Source organism: Sphingomonas sp. ASV193 (assembly GCF_040203355.1).
Lineage (GTDB): Bacteria > Pseudomonadota > Alphaproteobacteria > Sphingomonadales > Sphingomonadaceae > Sphingomicrobium.
In genome coordinates, this window is sequence record NZ_JBEHBW010000003.1 from 399064 (window position 1) to 417081 (window position 18018).

Consider the following 18018-nt stretch of genomic DNA (forward strand, 5'->3'; position numbering starts at 1 on the left):
TTTGGGTTTTCAGAGGTACCGCTTCGAAAAGGCTGCTGAAGCGCGACGCCACGACCTTAGACCGCCTGGCGTTCCCAACGTGCCTCGATGGCGTTTGGCACGGTCAGACTGTCAAGCGTCATGTCGACTGGAGCAGTTCCATCGACAACGCTCTGAAGGATGGCAGGAGAGAGAAACGCCAACCGAACCAGCCGAACAATGTAGGGTCCGCTCAGGTTCTCGCGTCGAGCAATGTCGCGCATGGTGAGCTTGGGATTCGCAAGCAACTCGTCCCACCAGGCTCGGCCCTGCACGATCGCGTTGATCAACGACCGTTCGGTCGACGGTGTCGCGGGAGTGCCCGACGGCATCACTAATCGCATGACTTGCCCGCGCCGCTTTAGCCGAGCTTCCGACCGAAGCACGATAGGCTCATCGTTGAGACTGAGACCAAGTAAAGCTGCAAGTCGATCGGCGCTCAATGCAATTGTGACTTTGCCGGCGCCGATCCGTACCGACGAAACAAGCTCGCAGAGAAGAAGTGCGGATTTCCGATTCGAGGCCTCGATCGTCCGAGCAGATTCGATCCCCCTGTTGATGAGCGTCTGAACCTCAATGGGCGAGATGTCGTCGCCAAGCGTCAGCGCAGGCACATCGAACGGGTTTCGAAGCATTCCAATTACCTGATCGCGTACAAGCGGCTCGATCTCTCGTGCGGGCAGGCGCCACCCCTCCGATGCTGAGGCGTCCCCGGAATGCTGGAGGTCGCTACTGACGTAATAGCGATAGCGTGTCTTCCCCTTGCAAGCATGGGCAGCGACCATCGGAGTGCCGCGCTCGTCGACAATCTTTCCGGCGAGCAGGCTCGTTTCGCGAGGAGCCCGACTGCGCGTTCCGTTTATATTGGCCGCGAGCGAGGACTGGACCCGATCCCACAGCCCAAGGTCGATGATCGCAGGGTGATTGGCGTCATGACGTCTTCCGTCATGATCAATCCGGGCGATATAGGCCGGGTTTCGCAGGATGCGGTACAGTTGTCCGCGGCTGAAGGGGCGCCCTCCAAAGGTTCGGCCGGTCTCAGCAATCCGCTGTGGCGATTGGATGCCGTCGCGGCGCAGCTCGTTTGCGAGGAGCCGAACATTGCCCACTTTAGAGTAGCGCCCGAAGATTTGTCGCACTATCGCGGCATCCTCTTCGACAATGGCGAGTGAGCGACCGTCGGGGCGGTAGCCAATTGGGGGAACGCCGCCCATCCACATCCCCTTGGCCTTGGATGCAGCGATCTTGTCGCGGATCCGCTCGGCGGTGACCTCCCGCTCAAACTGGGCGAACGACAGGAGCATATTAAGCGTCAGGCGGCCCATGCTGGTGGTCGTGCTGAACGACTGCGTAATCGAGACGAAGCTCGTGCCCGCATTGTCGAAGGCCTCGATCAGCTTGGCGAAGTCGAGCAACGAGCGCGTAAGCCGGTCGACCTTGTAGACGACGACGATATCGATCCGGCGGGCCTCGATGTCGGCCAACAGTCGCTTAAGCCCCGGTCGATCCAAGGTGCCGCCGGATATTCCGCCGTCGTCATAGCGATCGCGGACGAGCTTCCAGCCTTCGCTGGCCTGGCTCTTGATATAGGCTGAGCAGGCCTCGTGCTGAGCGTCGAGACTATTGAAGTCCTGCTCAAGTCCTTCCTCGCTCGATTTGCGGGTGTAAATTGCGCAGCGCAGGCTCATGCGGCCCTCTTTCCGGTCTTGGTGCCGAAAAAGGCTGGCCCAGACCATTGGGTGCCGGTGATTTCGCGGGCGATTACCGACAGGCTCGGCCAATCGCGATCCCGCCAGCGATAACGACCGTCCTCGGTCATCGTGACGACGTGAACCTTGCCGCGCCACTCGCGGACATAGCGCGTTCCGGGATTAGCCGTCCGAGCGGCATTGCCGCCGACGATGGTCGCTAGTCTGCGCTCGACCGACTTGGGCACCCCGCCCATCACCTTCGATTGAAGATGATGGGCGAGAGCCAATCGCAGGACGCCGGCGCTGACGTTTGGCGGCGTGGATCGGGTATGCTTGCTCCAAGCATCCCGAAGGTCGCCCAGCGACATCGTCTCCAGGTTCGTCAGCGCGTCATCGAGTTCATGTCGGGTCATTCGGGGGCGACACCGCGATACGTGCGGATGCCGTCGACCTTGTCGCTGGTAATGACATAACCCTTCTTCCGTAGACCGGTCAGCGCCGCCCGGGTCGTGTGGGGGAGCCAACCCGTTGCAGCGATCATCTGCTCGAGCGTGGCCCCGTCGTCTCGCACGACTAGCGCCGCCAGCTGTCGCTGCTTGCTCGGCGCTTTCATTGGCGCCGATGCCTCGGCGACAGCTCCTTCGATCTCGGCCTTTGGCGCGTTTTTGCGCTTGTTCGTTATCGTCATGGTGGTCTCCTTTCGAACGGCTTGTCGCCGTCCCACCAACCACAGCCCCGCCGGTCGACCGGTCGGGGCGGCGCGAGGCCGAGGCTTCGCGATTCACTTCAACGACCAATGCTCTGGTTCGAAGCGAAGTCCAGTCGAGTTCGCATACGTTCAAAGAAGATGACGGTGGACTTCGGCGCACACTGCGGGCGTCAGTGGGTAATGGCGACCTCCGAGCCGACTGACCCCGACACGATCGACCTGGCGGTCAAACTTTGCACTCGCGTCGGAATGATGATGGAAGACGTGAGCCCGATCGCGCTCGATGCGTCGCGTTACGGGCTACGCGAGCGACTCGCGTCTATCGCACGATCAATAGACGCTATGCGGAGATTTGCGTCGGCTGCTCAGGCTCTGCTGGATATGGCCGATTAGCGCCCTAATTGGTTGTTCAGCGGGATTGAGCGTCCGCTTGAAAGCAGACGTTTAATACGGCCATGACTGGATGGCAGCTATCGGGCAGAAAGCGGTCGTTGTCCGTTTGCTGTTTTAAATCGGACCTGCTCCACCTATTCAGGCCGCTCAATCGCTTTGATCAGGGCTCGCTGAATGTCAGCCAAGCTATATGGTTTGGAGACCGTCGGCACCGTGGTGAAGCGTTCGGGGTGCAGTTTGTCGCCGTAGCCGGTGGCGAAGATGAAGGGCAAGCCGCGCCGTAGCAAGACATCCGCGACAGGGTAGCTTTCCCTTCCATGCACGTTTACATCGAGAATTGCGCCGTCGATCGCTGATCCCACCGCAAGGTCGAGCGCGTGGTCGATACGATCGACCAATAGTGCGATGCCTCCGGCACCGACGATCTCGTCTTCAAGCTCCAATCCGACGATAGCTTCGTCTTCGAGCACGAGAATAGTGCTGCCCGCGATCATCATAGGCTCGCTTCCGGCAAGGTTGCCAAAACCCGGCAACGCAAGCCGTCTGCTTCGAATTTCAGTCTCACATCCGAATTCTGATCGGACGCAATGCCGCGAGTGATCAGCCGCGTTCCGAACCCGCGACGAGTCGGCGGCGTTACCGGTGGGCCGCCCTTTTCGGTCCAATCCAGCGACAGCCGGCGACGACCGCCGATTTCTTCCACGCCCCAGTCGATTGCGATCGTCCCCTCCGGCCGTGACAACGCACCATACTTGATAGCGTTGGTGCTGAGTTCGTGGATGAGCATAGCGACAGAAGTCGTCATCTGTGGTGGTAGGGCGAGATTGGGTCCGCTGAGCGAATACCGAAGAGAATCCGTTCCGGCAGTAGCTTCAAGGCTGGTGCGGACAACATCCTCAATGCTTGCCGACTCCCAATTGCCGCGTGTTAGCAATCCATGGGCGGCGGACAACGCCGCAAGCCGAGCACTGAATGTCGCTAGCCCCGCGCCGCTGCTGTCCGCTTGGCGAAACGACTGGCCGGCAAGGGCCTGCACGATCGCCAGCGTGTTTTTCACTCGGTGATTGAGCTCGTTAATCAGCAATTTTTGATGTTCTTCGGCCTCGACCTGATCGCTCACGTCATGGCCTTGCACGAAAACGCCCGACACTTCGCCGTCAAGCACGATAGGCTGGTAGATGAAGTCCAGATAGCGCTCCTGGCTTTGTCCGGCCGCAGCGTTCTGCAACATCACCTTTTGTCGCCTGCCAATATAGGCGGTCCTGGTCGAGCGAACCTGATCGAGCAGGGCGAGAAAACCCTGTTCGATGACCTCGGGCAGCGCAGCCGCCAATGGCTTTCCGACCACGTCTCGTCCGCCCACAAGAGTGCGGTAGGATGCATTCGCCATTTGAAAGACGTGATCAGGCCCAGCGAGCACCGCCACGAACCCCGGCGCCTGTTCGACCAGCGCGTTCAGACGATGGGTCTCCTCGGCGAGGCTGAAATTTCTCGCTTGGACCGCGCCTGCCCGCTCCACCACGCCCGTCGCGTCGCGCAGTGCACGGAGCGAATGGAGTTCAGTGACGTCGACGGTATGCTGCAGGATGAATTCGACACGGCCCGAGGAGTTCAGCAGCGGCGTGTGCGTGGCGCTCCAATAGCGCGTCGCCATTTGGCCGTCACCGCGGGGAATGTCGTAACGGATCAGCGCCAACTCGTCTGCTATACCGCTCCTCAGAACACGCTCAAGCGAGGCGCTTAACAGTCGGTAACTCTCGGAGGCTGGATCGCTGGGGAAAGCTTCGAAGATTTGGCGACCAATGATATCCGCGCGATCACGCATCGTCACTTGGAGGTAACTGTCATTCATCCACGCGATCCGTAGACCGGCATCTAACAGAACGTATGGATTGGGCGCCGCAGCGAGGAGCGCCTCAAAGTCTATCTGCACTTAAGCCAACGTGCACAGCTAAACATCGTAAACAACTACCTTGAACATTCCCGCCGTCGAAACTTTTGAACCGGTGCTCAGACGGTAGAGAGGTGTAGCCCGAACGGTCAATGGGCGCGTAGGACACGAAGATCAGACGATCGCGTTGGGTAGGGAGCTACCCTTCGCGCCATGCCGGATCGGATTGGCTGCTATGCGCCCATTGCCGCCGTTCAGCGCTCAAACCATCGGTCGCGAAAGCGGACGCCTGTCGGGTGCCCTGGCGGAGTCAATTTGCGCGCGTAATTGCTCCAAGACCTAAGCGTTGCAAAGAGATCTTGACCTTCCCTCAGGCGAGGGCCTGACTGCTGTATCAGGGTCGCAACGAGGCAGGTCGTAATCCGCTGATGAAAAAGTCCGACGCACGCCGTCTTCTCGCCGAACTCGATGAGGAGATCCAAGATCTGGAGTTTGCTCTCTTCGAGGCCGACGAGGGGGACACACTGCAACTCGACCCCAATGGTGCTCGAAAGCGCATCCCGTCGTTAGCGCAGACGATCGGGGACCGACTGACCAGCCTCGCACAATTGGGCTCCCCTGCCGACAGCCTTTCATCCGAGGCCGCGCGGATTGCAGGCGGTTTACGAACTGAGCCCTCCTCCATCATTGAGATAGCGACCGCGCATGATGATCATCCGGTCGAAGAGGATTACGAATACCCACTCGTGGCGAGAAGGCTCGTAGCGCGCATACGATCTCTCTGGGGCCTTCAGAGCAATCCGAGCCAGCATCTAGCGCCGAAGGTCATCGACCAAGTCAAAATAATATCGCGGAATGTCGGGAGGACGATCGAACACCTCATACTAAAAAAGTTTGTGAGTGCGCCCTTGGACGAGCACGATGTGAAGCATGTGCTCTTCTCAGTTATCAGAGCTCTCCATCCTTCTGCGCTCCCGGACGGCAGCATATCGTTCGAGGACACCTTGAAAAATCACAAGCCGGACATGGGGGTGCCGGACAAAGGCATCTGCATTGAAACTAAGGTCGCCAGGTCAAAAGCGGATCTGTCTACCGCCATTGACGGCTTGCTCGGGGATCATGGCAACTATGGATCAGCCGAATATAACACGTTCATCGGCGTGATCTATACTAACAACGATGAGCTGACGCAGGAGATCGTGGATGCGGCATATCAGGCCCGTTGTAAGCGCCTATCTGCCGACCCAGTTCACGAGTGGAGCATTGTGCTCGCCCACGGACCGTTAGCGGAAAAGGGCGCCAAGCTCGCGCTTAATAAGGCGCGTGCAAAGTGACACAAGCCGTAGCTAATGCCTGTCGCTTCGTGCGATCGAAGGCAACCAGTCCGCGACCGGCCAGGCGCTGCCGGGCAGAAAGCTTGGAAAGCGGACATTAGCCGGTGCGCCGCGGATGCGATCCTCGCTGCGAGGGTGGCCGCCTAATCACCAAGAGCCGCCGCGAGCGGGGCAAGCAACTTTTGCTCTAACTCGCCGCTTTGCTTAGTCTCAGCGCTCATTGCTCCGACCACCTCAGCACAAAGCGCTGTCTTGCGCCGCGTGATCCCGTTCAAGCTGATCTCGTCGCCAGTAATGCTGAGGGATGGCAGGTCCGACGATCCACAGCTAAAGACCTCTGCGACAATCTGAGGCGGATACACATATTCGATGCCATTCTTGTCCCAGACGATGACGTTGTCGGGCAAAGCTCCCATGTCGATTAGGTCTTGCCGCGTCCCCGGCGTGTGCACCGAATCAAGCACCACGAACGTGCGGCTGCGGAACGGGCTTTTGTAAATGTCTCCTAAGGATTGAGAGAGCGTCCGGAACATCCGCTTCACGTCGCCTTGGCTATCGATCACAAGCACGCGCCTGCCAGGGTGCCGAAGCTGGATCAGCCGTTCGATGAAGGGCTTGTCCGTTTTGCCCTCGCAAATGATGAAAGCGCTCGGCAAGAACAGCGCCTCCAACGAGTTGCCGAGCATGTTGAATTGCAAGTCGTGAAGCTGCGTCATTGATTGGACTTGCCGAATGTCAACGTCCCTGTCGGTCTTCGTGACTGTGAAGTTGTTCCCGATGTTGGAGCGATCCAGGAAGATGTGGGAGTGGGTGGCCACGAAGATGCCCTTGAGGTGCGGAAAGTATTGGTCCCTCCGTTCCTTGTCGGCAAAAAAGCGCGCTAGCTCCCCTTGGACGCGCGGAGAAAGGCCAAGCTCCGGCTCGTCAATGAGCATCATGTCGAATTGTTCGTCCATGCATAGGCCGAGCAGCGTCATCAGGAGCCGGGTGCCGGTGGAGCCCACCGATAGGTTCTGTCCGTCCATGTCAACGTAACGCGGCGACAGGTCATTGTCCTCTTCACGCCTCTTAAGGTCGAAGTGGCTACCGATGAGCGAGCCGCAAAGCTCGAACAGCTGTTGGCGTTTCGCGTCCTTCAACGCTCCGATGACCCGCCCTAGATCGATGAAGTTCGTCTCGGTGTTTGCTTCTTCTTGATAGAAATTTTGCCGGAAGGATTGGTCCCAGTTGTCGTAGTCTTGAAGATTCCAGCGCTGAGTTGAGAGTTCATAAATGTGATAGAAGCGCTGTGGGCCAGCCATGTAAGCACGGCGGCCCAAGTGGATCTTCATGTTCTTCAGAAGGACCGACTTACCGCTGTTATTCCCGCCCGAAAGGGTCGTGTAATAAGCCGCCTGACGATCCGCGAGAAACTGCGTGAGATCAGGATGGAACGTGAGACCTTTGCTGTTCGTCATGAACGTCAGTTACATTTCACATGACGGCGCGGCAAGGTTACGGGCATGAGTGCAAGCCGGAAGAGCTTCCGCTGAAGGAAGCCTTCTATCTCAATCGAGCGGGCGATGAGGTCGCTTGTGATCGGGTGCGCTTTGCAGTTGGGGATCGAGGCACAGGCGTTCGCAGCGCCATCTGGTCCGCGATGTGCTCAGACGCGCGCAGATAGACGGACATGTTCTTGGTCTCGGATGGAAACAGTGATGACATCAAGGTGACGTTTCATTCGCGCGACGCGAACGTCGCTTAGTCAATGTCTTCTTCTCACGCTTAGCGGATGGCAGCTCCAGACAGGGAGCGCACCGTCTGCTTACCTCGGCCAAAACATTGAAACCGGACGGTCCGCAATCGGCCATTCGGCGCCGAATGAGGCCTAGGGTTGCGTGTCGGCCACCGCCGAGTTTCGTTCATTTTCCGCTTAGTTCCCCCGTCAATTCCCCGCTCTGAAGCCACTGACAGATCTCTCTAAGCAGGGAACCTTCGCCAAGCTTCTCTTTGCCACTCAACGCGCACTGCCAGACGACCAGGCGACGGATTCCGAGCGCCCGAGTGGCGTCGGCGTTGCGCCGATCACGCGCCACATTCCCATCGAGCTTGGCGGCCCAAAACTCTCGATTGGCCTCAGGGCGGCTCTTCACGAGATGGCAGTCATGCGAATGGAAGAAGCAGCCGTGCACCTCGATGACTGCATTCCATTTAGGGAGACTCAGATCCGGCTTGCCGGGCAGGTCACGGCGATGGAGCCGATAGCGAAAGCCCGCACCGTGAAGCAGGCGCCTGACAATCATTTCCGGCTTCGTGTCGGTCGCCCTGATTGCCGCCATATTTCGGCTGCGCGCGGGCGAAGGCTTACGCAGCTTTGCGGCGACCACCAGTTTTCCTGTTCGCGTCCCGCTTCAGCATCACCTGTAGCGACGGCTCCATGTACCGCGCAATTGTTTCCACAACCGGGACGACGACCGCATTCCCGAATTGACGGTATGCCTGGGTGTCGGAAACGGCGCTGATGTCCCATCGCCGCTTCCCATGGTCGAACCCCATCAGGCGCGCGCATTCGGTCGGCGTCAGTCGGCGCGGGCGAATGTTCTTCTGTTCGATCAGGATCTCGGATCCGTCCTTGTGGTAGCGGGCCGAAAGCGTCCGGGTCACGCCATGTTCGTCAAACAGACTGTACCCGAAGCCGTTGCCGGCTTTCTCATGCTTGGCGCGGTAGGCCTTCAGATATTCCCAGAGCTTCGGCGTCAGCGTGTATTTGCTGTCGACTTCATTATGCCCCTGAAGAATCGATCCAAGCTTCGGCCACTTGTCGGCTTTGGGGATCAAAGCGTCAAAGCCGTCAAACGAGAAGCCGACGTCCTCCCGGAAGCCAACGATGAAGATTCTTTCCCGGCCCTGCGGCACCCAGGGCCTTGAGCTGACCACACGATAGTCAATCGCATACCCGAGATCGTCCTCAAGGGTCCGGCGGATTACCTCAAAGGTGTTGCCGCGGTCATGACGGGTGAGGTGCTTCACATTCTCGAGAAGGAAGGCAGCCGGCCGGTGATGGCGGATAATGCGCTCGATTTCGAAAAAGAGGTTGCCCTGCTTCTCATCCTCGAATCCGTGCCGTCGGCCGAGCGAGTTCTTCTTCGACACGCCGGCAAGGGAAAATGGCTGGCAGGGGAAGCCAGCAAGAAGGACGTCGAACGTCGGGATTAGGGTCGGATCAGCACCATAGGGTCGAATGTCGCCGGCCATCACGTGCTCGTCGCACTCGGGGAAGTTCCGAGCATAGGTCTTCTGGGCAAACTTGTCCCATTCGCTGGTGAAGACGCACTGACCGCCAATGGCCTCGAACCCGAGTCTTAGGCCGCCGATGCCGGCAAACAGATCGATGAACCGGAAGGCAGGCTTCGGCAGGCTTTCGGCGCGGCGGGAGGCGATCTCGCGAACCCGATCGCCGACGAGCTTGGGGACCGGACTTTCGCCGGAGATGTACCGCTGGACTTGGCGCTCGGAGATTCCAAGCTCCACCCCGGCTTCGGCCAGCGACATGCCGGACCGGGCAAATTCCGTCTCGAAGTTCGTGCTGCAGTCAGTCAATGTCGGCTCCACTGGGCAATTTTCCGACACGATGGCGCGGAGACTCCCAGGAAGCAAGCCTGTACTGCAAACGTTCCACATTAATTTCCGGGCGCTCGCTGATCCAACCCATCCGCCGATCGCGCGCCGAAGAACTCAACTCTTCACAAATCAACCAGAATAAATGGCTGTTTCGCTGCAATAGGGATCACTATGCCGGGTTTTCACGGCGATTTAGGGGATTGTGCGAGAGGTTACCGCCTATTATCTGATGGCCTCAATCAAACATGAGGCCGCTGCATGACCTTCGAAATTTCGCCCGCGCACCTGACTGAGCTCGCGGACTTGCTGGCGAGGAGCGGCGTGACGGAGGCGGTGATCAAGCACTTGCGCCGGAACCACAACGACAAGAATCAGATCTACTCTGGCTCCGATTTCAGCCCGCTTTATCCCATGTTCGACGTTAGCTTCGCGACGCGGGGACCATCGACGAGCGGCAAGAAGGGCGGCGGGTCGAAGGGAAAATTCATCCCCGAGGCGACCTTCAAGAGCTTCGCATGGCTGAAGGCAGATGGCAGTGAAGTCGCTGCGCGCGACGTCAAAATGATCATCTACTCCCAGTACCCTGAAACGCGCCTCAGCGGCTTCAGGAGCGTGGAAAATTCGATGCCGGAGACCCTGTCGATCGATTTCACCAAGGCGCACCCCGAGATTGAACGGTTCCTCGTCCTCGGACGGCGCGGCGCGGGTGAGGTGCTTGGCGTAGTGGTCGCACAGGCACCCGCCTCGTTCGGTGATGAGGTCGAGGCGCTGCCCTCCGCGCCGGGCTCGCGCACGTGGAAGCATCTCCGGCTGCGGAGCACGGCGCCGGAGCGCCTGCTGGCCCTGCTGGCACGCGTCGCCGGTCGCACGCTGCCGGGGAGTCGACTAGACGCTTCCCGTCGGACGCTGCCGTTCAACGGTACGCAGGTGTGTGGCTACACGCTCGAGCATGCGCTGGGGATCATCCCCAACAGCAGCAAGGACGGCGACTTCGAGGGGATCGAACTCAAGACCCACACCCAGAAAAAGGTCACGCTCTTCACGCCCGAGCCGGACATGGGGGTTTATGCTGCCGACTTTGCGCGGTTCATGACCGACTTCGGCTACCCGGATGGACAGGGTAATCAACGCCTGACCGGGATTCACCGCGTCGGCGTCCGATGCGACAAGAGCAAGCTGACCCTGCGGATCATGAACCATGAGCGCGGAACCTCGCTGGCATCGAGCGCGGACCGAAATGTCCATCTGGGCCTGTTCGACGATGCTGGTACGCTCGCCGCCGGCTGGTCGCTCGAGCGGATTCTCAACAACTGGACCTCGAAGCACAATGAGACGGTTTACGTCCCCGCGATCAAGTCGGCCTGCGAGGACGGCGATCTCCTCGCCCGCGGCCACCGGCATCTCGTCGAGTTTTCCGATCGCGTCCTGTGGTGCCGGCAGACTTCTGCCGAGCGGCTGTTCGAAGCGCTCTACAAAGGGACTCTGTTTCTCGACCCTGCACCAAAGTATCGCGCTGGCAGGCCGGACCTGACCAAGCGACGGTCGCAATGGAGAGTGAACGATATCGCGGAAGCCGCCCCAGACCTCTATACCGAGGTACGCAGTATCTCCCTTCCGCAACGCGTATTCGCATGAAGGGCGATCGGCAGAATTCAAGAATGCGGTGGCCCATCATGCTTCCACGGGATCAGCAGTGGCGTGACGGTGCGCGTGCGCTTTGAGAGGCTTCAGGAGCGCCGCCCAGTACGGGGACAGTGTGGCGGTTGAAATTCCTGTCGCTCGCAAATTGCGTTCTGCATCCAGGAAATCTGGCAATTCGGCGATGTTGTCCATTGGGATCATCGGTGAAGTGGCGATAGTTTGCTCTTCAGCGATTCGGAGCGCCCACTCCCGGTGGCGCTCGTAAAGATGGAAAGAGCCCGCAACATGAATATAGCTTCCCAGCTTCACGCCGAGCTCGAGCGACAGCATCTCTTGTAGCATCGAGAATAGGAAGACATCGTAGGGCAAGCCCCAGATGACATCGTTGCTCCGCATGTTGAGCAGCGCATGGAGCCGGCCGTCGCGCAGGAGAAACTGACAGCCGTTGACGCAGGACACATCTCTTGAGGCAGCATCAAGGGAAAGTTCCGGCGATTGCTGGACATTGAGAACTGCACGCCGGGATTCAGGATCCTCCCTAAGCAGGTGAACCAAGCGTTCCCATTGGCTCAAGCCGTTGCCGCCCGGGCCGAAAATTCGCTGGCCATAGCAGCTGCCGCGGATGACAAATCCATCGTCGGAAAAATCGCGCCATCTCGATGCATAATATGCGATCGGTGCGACCTCGTTCGATCCAGACAAATGCCAAGCGAACTCCCCGACAGCAAGAGCGGTGCTCCAGCGTCTCGCTGCGCTGGTTATCAACCGTGCACGCGGATCAAGGAGCCGAAAACCGGCCCCAATCATTTCAATGGTCCGATCCGCGCGGGGCGCGCTCGGCGAGCCATTCGCCAGCAAAGTAGCGAGCGCCCAACGCTGCACCTCATCCATTGATCGAAATGCGGGTAGATTGCCAATCAACGTCGTTGCTCCGCCGTCTTCTTCTTGCCGTTCTCAACCGGCGGTAAGCTTCGCTCGATTAGAGTCAGGCGCCTATTCAATTCTTCATTCTGATCAATGAGACGCCCCACCTCAACGCTTTCGGTTGGACCCGCATTTGAAACCGCCGGGGGAGTCGCGGGCCATTTCACCCACATTGTCGCGAAGTTCAGTAGGAATGTGAGCACTGCAAGGACGAGAGCTGCGCCACCAACGTATGCAAGAACTGCATTCTTGTAATCCTTGAAGACCTTTCCAGCACTCTTGGATGCCACAGTGTCGATGCTCAGAAACGTTGCCTCGAATTTCTCAACCGAGGCGCGTTTCCGCTCTCGCATCATCTCATCATAATCGAGCTTCACTGGAGTGGGATTCGAAGGCTCGCCATCGAGCTTTTGGTAGGTTGTTCTGAGAAAGATCTCTCCCTTCTGCAGAAGTCGGACTTCCTTTCCGAAGTTGATCAGGAAACTGCTAATTTTCCCTTCGAACCCCGGGTCGATGATCCCAATACTGAGAGCGAGAATGCCTTCTTGGCAAAGACGCGTCTTGACCATGGCGATCCCGATTACGGTCGCCGGCAAGGAGACTTCCTCTTGAGAAATGACCTCGACAATGCCTTGGGCCGGGAGTTCATAGCTTTCGACAACGTTACCTTGCGGGTCGATTAGCTCACCAATTCGGAGGTCATAGCTGGCTGACCGGTAGTTTTTTTCGGCTGCGTCGCGGATCAAATGCAACCGTTGAATCTCCGCATCACTCAGCATTGCGTCGCCTCAGCGCAGGGGTTTCGAAAATGCTGTCTCGCACGACTGTGGTCTAAGGAACAGATAGCACCGCTCTCGTACCAAAAATGAGGACACGTGAGGGGATTCGAACTTCGCTTCACATAAGATCGGCTCTAATCGTCCTAACCCTTCGCTCCGTCTGAGACGGGAATGGGTGAGAGGCGGATATCGAAGCGCTTGATCCAAGAGGAGTTTGCGTCCGGTAGGACTTACTCGAGATGATTACTTGTGGCGACGCCAGGCTGATGGTGCCGTTGGCGTTTCGATAGGCTCGCTGTGATTGGGATCGCGATGATCGCCAACCCAATGGTCAGCCCCCAGAAGGGCCCGGCGCTTGAGCCCGGTCTTCCTGAGAAGAAATAGAATGCGCCAGCATTCACTCCATTGTGAAAAAGCACGCACAAGAGAACGCTTCCTCGCGATCGCAGGTAGAGCCAGGTGAGTAGGAGCGAGTTTGCGATACACCCAAAAAACAGGGCGCCGAACTGAGCAAGGCCCGCTTGCGGGTTCGTCGTTGCTGCGAGCGCCATCGGTAGATGCCATACACCCCAGATCACGCCGATCAGAAGTGCTGCGGTTACTGCCTTCATCCTGTCCAACAGCCGGGGCAGCAAATAGCCACGCCAGCCGAGCTCCTCCCAAACGGCGCTGAAGGGAAGGATAAGCAGGAAGTACATTAGTAAGTCGACGGGAGAACCCAAAGGATCAGGAACGCCCGTCGCCAACCGGAAAGTCAGGTACAAAATGAGGCATAAGCCGACGCTCAGCCCGAGGGCTACGGCATACAGGTATGGCGAAACTCGCCAGCGGACTAACGAAGCAAGGAGGCTCTTGAGCCCATCGCCGCCGAAACGCCGGAGCGAGAGAGTGAGCGCGGCCATTCCGGGGCTGAGCGCAGCTAGCATCTGGAGTCCGCCGGGCACCTTCCATGGCGACCAGCCATGGACAAACGCAGCAGCCGCAATGATGACCGGCCAAGCAAACAGGAACGCGAGCGCACAAAACCAAAACGCGCCTCGTGACGAGCCGTCCTCGGGCCGCCGAATATCACTCCGCGATGCAAGCGGAACAACCGTTGCTTGGTTCATTGGAACTGCGGCCCGCTGTTTCCTCCGCGCACGTGTAAGCGGAGCAGCGACCAGGCGCAAACTAGATCAGTCCTCGATCGACCCCGACTTTGCTTCTCGGCGCCGCGACCACAATGTCCGCGATGGCTCGAAAGCAGACTATCCGCTACCGGCTACAAGGCGTCGCACGTGTTAATCGCCAAGTGGATTAGCCGCTCGCCACCCCTTCGAGCATTCGTTTCAGAGCCGGGGCATGGGAGAGCAGGAACCCAGTGAACTCGCGAATGTGAGGCACGTCCCTGATGTCCTCGCGGGTTACAAGATAGTAGCCATAGTCGAACGGCGGCAGGACGAAGCATTCGATGAAGTCGGCCCCCTCGAACGCCTTAACCGCACAGGGCAGCGGTCCGACGCCATGACCTGCGCCGACCGCGGCGAGCGCGTTGGCGATCGTGTTCGCGGCCACCCGGCTGCGCGCATCGGGTGCCTGCCGGGCGAGCCAGCGGAAAGGGGCGAGCCCGGCGAGGAAGCCCTGAGCGCCGATGATGATGTGCTGAGTTAGCTCGTTCGCCGAGCGCGGCGTGCCGTGGCGGGCGGCGTAAGTCTGGCTGCAGAACATCGACCAGCGGTCCTCAGCAAGCTTCCGAATGGTAATGCCAGCTCCGCTCGGGGTCGGGCCGGCGCGTATCGAAAGGTCGGCCTCGCCCTTCGCCAGGTCGACCGGCCCGGGCGCGACGATCACCTCGACATCGACGCTGGGATGAAGCTCCATGAAGTCGCTGAGCAGCGGCGTAAGAATGTTGTTGGCGATCGGTTCGGTGGTGGTAATGCGCACGACGCCCGACAGACGGCGGCTGGCCTCGGCGCACAGACGGCTGAGCGCTTCTGCTTCCTCCGCCATGCGCTCGACATGGCCGAGGATCGCCGATCCCGCTTCGCTGATCCGATAACCCTGTTGGTGGCGATGGAACAAGCGCGTCGACAGCTCCTTCTCGAGCGCAGCAATGCGCCGTGCTACCGTGGTCTGATCAACACCGAGTTGGCGCGCTGCAGCCAGCGTGCTGCCAGTCCGAGCAGTGGCAAGAAAATATTGTGCGTCGGTCCAGCTTAGCATCCGCCTATCCTGCAACAATGCAGAATGAGACTGCAAGTGCGAGGATAGGCAGGAAAAACGCTACGCCCTAGACTTGGAATTGCGGACCTTCGACGGGCGCGCGAACCGGCGACGGGCGAAAGGGGCGGGGTTTTAGAGATGATGGCCGGTCAGCAGCCGCGGGCGGAACGCCGTTTCTATGTCGGAGCTGGTGTTTTCCTGCTCCTCCTCAATCTCCTGGCGTTCAGTCCGGCAATCCTCGATCCGTCGACCCGGCGGGTGCCACTGCCCTTTACCCCGCTGGTAATCGCGCATGTCGCAGTTTCACTGCTCCTCCTGCTGCTTTTCATCGCCCAAGGAGCGCTCGTAGCGAAAGGCCGGATCGATTTTCATCGCCAGCTCGGCATCGTAGGGGCCGGGCTCGTCGTGGCAATGATCGGGCTCGGTTATGCCGCGCTAGTCGGCGAGGCGCGACGCGGGTTCGACCTCAGCGGCGATCTCTCGACTCCGCCACTTCCGCCTGCGCTGGTGGTTCCGATCACGATGAGCACCGTTATCCAACTAGTGCTATTCGCGCTGCTATTTGGAAGCGCGTTCCTATATCGGCACCGGCCCGACATTCACAAGCGACTGATGCTAATGGCCTTTCTTGGGGTACTGAGCCAACCACCAGTGGCGCACTTGGTCGGTCATTGGCCAGCCTTCCGTCCGTATGCGCTGCTGCTGTTCCCGATCGCATCGGCGATATGCCTTGCACCGAGCGCCATCCACGACAAACTCACAAGCGGCCGCGTGCAGCCTCTCTCGATCTGGGCGCCCGTGGCAGTGTTCGTGACGCAAGTCATCTTCTTCGTTGTGGTCGCTCCGACCCCTTGGTGGGGCTCGGTTTCGCGGGAGCTGATCAGATAGACTTCGATCCGCCGCAAGCGGCGCACGACTGTCTGAAATCGAGAATTCGCGGCTTCGGCGGTCGGACGGTGTCCAGCAAGCTTACGCGTCGCAAAGCACGTCCGCCGACTCTCTCTCGCAACGACTCTGACTGATAGCCGCCTAGGCGAGGGTGTTTCAGCATTATCTAAACGGACTGCCGAAAGCCTGACTTTGCGCTCCAAATCAGACGGACCGCTTCCGGCCGTCACCAGGCATTCGGAACTTGCGCCGGCCCCGCAATAACGTCCCCTTCGGGTCGCTAGCGGCCGGGGCGGCTGGACGGCGAGTCTCGAATTGCGAAAAAGAGTTGCGGCCGACCAGGGCAAAAACTGGCTCGAGTCCAAGCCGAGCTAGATCGCGCAGAGACTGCTTGGGCACAGAAGATCGAGAAACTTGAAGGGGCCGTCGAAGAAACTTAATCGGCTTACCCGCGTGACGGGTCGACGAGCCTAAGGAGCAAACAGTGAGCCCTCCGGAAAACAGAACTGAAAAGGGCTTCAGGCGTCTTAACCGCTCACCCGCGACTATTGCCAATCCTCTAGTTGGCCCGCCCGGCGTCTCTGGGGCGGGCCTTCTTTTTTAGCTCAGTGGTCAGGCCGCTTCTTTGAGACCTCCAAATCGAGTCTGGCTAAATCCTGCTCTCCCTCATTCGCGATCTCGCGAAGAGCCTCGGCTGTGCGAGGATCAACTGTTGTCGCGGCGAGGTTGCGGCACAGTTGAATCCGGGCCCGCATCTTGTCGGCCAGTTCCTCGTGTTCCATAATCCGTTGATAAGGCTTGCCGGCCCGGTTGCAAAGTGGCTCCCAGCCGGCTCGCCAACTCAAGATATCGAGCCGCCATCTCGAGGTGAAGGTCGCGTGCCTCTCCCGAAGTTGCGGCTTCAGCCAGGGCTCGCTCAGATTTCTCGCGCTCAAAATAATATTGCGCGGACTCGCTTTCTGCAGTGACCATACGGGTACTCCCGTTGCTTCGTCTCCATCGCTTTTCGAGAGCCGGGTAGGAGGTCCGACTCCAGTCTCCCGAAATCTGAAAATGCCACATTCGAAACCCGGATTGCAAATCTCAACGGCCCGCGGCTTCTTCGCATAAAATACGCGGATCACCGTCGTAAGGTGACGCCTCGACGGATCTAAGAGGCGTGATTTCATTTCAGTCCCCAAAGTCTTAGCGATAGCGAGCGCGAGTTTCGGGCCACCGTATTCATCACCGACTGACGTTGGCGAATTTCCGCAATGGGTCGAAAGCGGCCAAGGGCCTAGACGGCAGGTTTGGGTGGAAAGCGGACGTTGATATTCGGCCACTTTCGCCCATAAGGCGGAGCATGGAAGTAGTTCGTATCGTCGAGTCACGGAAAAAGGTCCTGCTTCTGCTGGCAGCGTCGTTGGTATTCGTCGCGATCTACGCATTCTTACCCGATCCGAGGCACGAGCTACCGAGTTGGGGAGGATGGTTTTTCAGCGCCTGTGGATTGGTGTTTTTTGTTCTTCTTTTGCGGCCTCGCACCCTAACTCTCGATAATGCGGGATTCTCAGTAACTGGCGGGCTGGCTCGGAAGGCAATGTTCATCAAATGGGAGGATGTGGCTCGTTTCTTTCCTGTTCGATTAGGGCCAGCGTCAACCATGGTAGGGTTCGACTACAACGCCAACCTGATTGATGAGCCGCGGGGAGTTCGGCTTGCGAGACGAGTTTCAGGCGCAGACGGAGCTATCGCTGGAGCCTGGCCTGGATCTACGGGCGACCTAGCGCAAAAACTGAATGCTTACCGGGAGCAGGTTTTGGCCGCTCGTCAATGACCGAATTGGGTCGAAAGCAGACATTCGCATTCGACCGAACTTTCCTGTATGAAGCAGCCGTCACAGGGCATGGCAGGGGGTTTGCTATGGCGACTGTTGCGCGTGGGATCACCTACCCTGATCGCGAACTCG

At 59.1% G+C, this 18018-nt stretch carries 15 protein-coding genes; 3 read left to right on the plus strand and 12 right to left on the minus strand.

What is annotated here, in order from left to right; translation table 11 throughout:
• Window positions 1-56 precede the first annotated feature (56 nt).
• From ABDK56_RS08290 to ABDK56_RS08310, 5 genes are all read right to left on the minus strand, one after another.
• Complete coding sequence (locus ABDK56_RS08290; protein WP_349807777.1) at window positions 57-1706, minus strand: recombinase family protein; 1650 nt, start codon at window positions 1704-1706, stop codon at window positions 57-59.
• Window positions 1703-2122, minus strand: a complete 420-nt coding sequence (locus ABDK56_RS08295; protein WP_349807778.1) for a DUF2924 domain-containing protein — start codon at window positions 2120-2122, stop codon at window positions 1703-1705. Before ABDK56_RS08295 ends, ABDK56_RS08290 begins: the two co-directional genes overlap by 4 nt.
• On the minus strand, window positions 2119-2397 hold the full coding sequence (locus ABDK56_RS08300; protein WP_349807779.1) for a DUF3489 domain-containing protein: 279 nt from the start codon (window positions 2395-2397) through the stop codon (window positions 2119-2121). Before ABDK56_RS08300 ends, ABDK56_RS08295 begins: the two co-directional genes overlap by 4 nt.
• 548 nt (window positions 2398-2945) lie before the next feature.
• Entirely contained in the window at window positions 2946-3305 is a 360-nt protein-coding gene (locus ABDK56_RS08305) for a response regulator (RefSeq protein WP_349807780.1), read from the minus strand.
• A complete protein-coding gene (locus tag ABDK56_RS08310) occupies window positions 3305-4744 on the minus strand; it encodes a sensor histidine kinase (protein ID WP_349807781.1) in 1440 nt (479 codons plus the stop codon). The genes ABDK56_RS08305 and ABDK56_RS08310 overlap by 1 nt, the downstream gene beginning before the upstream one ends.
• Before the next feature lie 386 nt (window positions 4745-5130).
• Here ABDK56_RS08310 and ABDK56_RS08315 point away from each other — a divergent pair, with 386 nt between their 5' ends.
• A complete protein-coding gene (locus tag ABDK56_RS08315) occupies window positions 5131-6036 on the plus strand; it encodes a hypothetical protein (RefSeq protein WP_349807782.1) in 906 nt (301 codons plus the stop codon).
• 143 nt (window positions 6037-6179) lie between these two features.
• Here ABDK56_RS08315 and ABDK56_RS08320 read toward each other — a convergent pair whose 3' ends face one another.
• The 3 genes from ABDK56_RS08320 to dcm all read right to left on the minus strand — a co-directional run bounded on the left by ABDK56_RS08320 (window position 6180) and on the right by dcm (window position 9615).
• Window positions 6180-7493: an ATP-dependent nuclease gene (locus ABDK56_RS08320; RefSeq protein WP_349807783.1), complete on the minus strand. Its 1314-nt coding sequence runs from the start codon at window positions 7491-7493 to the stop codon at window positions 6180-6182.
• Window positions 7494-7937: 444 nt separating this feature from the next.
• Window positions 7938-8402, minus strand: a complete 465-nt coding sequence (locus ABDK56_RS08325) for a very short patch repair endonuclease (RefSeq protein ID WP_349807784.1) — start codon at window positions 8400-8402, stop codon at window positions 7938-7940.
• On the minus strand, window positions 8380-9615 hold the full coding sequence (dcm, locus tag ABDK56_RS08330; protein WP_349807785.1) for a DNA (cytosine-5-)-methyltransferase: 1236 nt from the start codon (window positions 9613-9615) through the stop codon (window positions 8380-8382). The genes ABDK56_RS08325 and dcm overlap by 23 nt, the downstream gene beginning before the upstream one ends.
• Window positions 9616-9894: 279 nt before the next feature.
• Here dcm and ABDK56_RS08335 point away from each other — a divergent pair, with 279 nt between their 5' ends.
• On the plus strand, window positions 9895-11271 hold the full coding sequence (locus tag ABDK56_RS08335; protein ID WP_349807786.1) for an MvaI/BcnI family restriction endonuclease: 1377 nt from the start codon (window positions 9895-9897) through the stop codon (window positions 11269-11271).
• Between the two features lie 36 nt (window positions 11272-11307).
• Here the strand turns inward: ABDK56_RS08335 and ABDK56_RS08340 are convergent, their stop codons facing one another.
• The 4 genes from ABDK56_RS08340 to ABDK56_RS08355 form a co-directional block, all read right to left on the minus strand.
• The gene (locus tag ABDK56_RS08340; RefSeq protein ID WP_349807787.1) at window positions 11308-12168 is read right to left on the minus strand and encodes a thymidylate synthase; all 861 of its coding nucleotides are present in this window, start codon (window positions 12166-12168) and stop codon (window positions 11308-11310) included.
• A 26-nt stretch (window positions 12169-12194) separates the two neighbouring features.
• Window positions 12195-12980: a dCTP deaminase/dUTPase family protein gene (locus ABDK56_RS08345; RefSeq protein ID WP_349807788.1), complete on the minus strand. Its 786-nt coding sequence runs from the start codon at window positions 12978-12980 to the stop codon at window positions 12195-12197.
• Between the two features lie 230 nt (window positions 12981-13210).
• A complete protein-coding gene (locus tag ABDK56_RS08350; protein WP_349807789.1) occupies window positions 13211-14089 on the minus strand; it encodes a CPBP family intramembrane glutamic endopeptidase in 879 nt (292 codons plus the stop codon).
• A 187-nt stretch (window positions 14090-14276) separates the two neighbouring features.
• A complete protein-coding gene (locus ABDK56_RS08355) occupies window positions 14277-15182 on the minus strand; it encodes a LysR family transcriptional regulator (RefSeq protein WP_349807790.1) in 906 nt (301 codons plus the stop codon).
• A gap of 138 nt (window positions 15183-15320) precedes the next feature.
• Here ABDK56_RS08355 and ABDK56_RS08360 point away from each other — a divergent pair, with 138 nt between their 5' ends.
• Complete coding sequence (locus ABDK56_RS08360) at window positions 15321-16070, plus strand: hypothetical protein (protein WP_349807791.1); 750 nt, start codon at window positions 15321-15323, stop codon at window positions 16068-16070.
• Window positions 16071-18018: the final 1948 nt, after the last annotated feature.

Coding starts and splice junctions, on each gene's coding strand:
- ABDK56_RS08290 (WP_349807777.1), bottom strand. CDS start 1,706: ATGAGCCTGCGCTGCGCAATTTACACCCGCAAATCGAGCGAGGAAGGA.
- ABDK56_RS08295 (WP_349807778.1), bottom strand. CDS start 2,122: ATGACCCGACATGAACTCGATGACGCGCTGACGAACCTGGAGACGATG.
- ABDK56_RS08300 (WP_349807779.1), bottom strand. CDS start 2,397: ATGACGATAACGAACAAGCGCAAAAACGCGCCAAAGGCCGAGATCGAA.
- ABDK56_RS08305 (WP_349807780.1), bottom strand. CDS start 3,305: ATGATCGCGGGCAGCACTATTCTCGTGCTCGAAGACGAAGCTATCGTC.
- ABDK56_RS08315 (WP_349807782.1), top strand. CDS start 5,131: ATGAAAAAGTCCGACGCACGCCGTCTTCTCGCCGAACTCGATGAGGAG.
- ABDK56_RS08320 (WP_349807783.1), bottom strand. CDS start 7,493: ATGACGAACAGCAAAGGTCTCACGTTCCATCCTGATCTCACGCAGTTT.
- ABDK56_RS08335 (WP_349807786.1), top strand. CDS start 9,895: ATGACCTTCGAAATTTCGCCCGCGCACCTGACTGAGCTCGCGGACTTG.
- ABDK56_RS08340 (WP_349807787.1), bottom strand. CDS start 12,168: ATGGATGAGGTGCAGCGTTGGGCGCTCGCTACTTTGCTGGCGAATGGC.
- ABDK56_RS08345 (WP_349807788.1), bottom strand. CDS start 12,980: ATGCTGAGTGATGCGGAGATTCAACGGTTGCATTTGATCCGCGACGCA.
- ABDK56_RS08350 (WP_349807789.1), bottom strand. CDS start 14,089: ATGAACCAAGCAACGGTTGTTCCGCTTGCATCGCGGAGTGATATTCGG.
- ABDK56_RS08355 (WP_349807790.1), bottom strand. CDS start 15,182: ATGCTAAGCTGGACCGACGCACAATATTTTCTTGCCACTGCTCGGACT.
- ABDK56_RS08360 (WP_349807791.1), top strand. CDS start 15,321: ATGATGGCCGGTCAGCAGCCGCGGGCGGAACGCCGTTTCTATGTCGGA.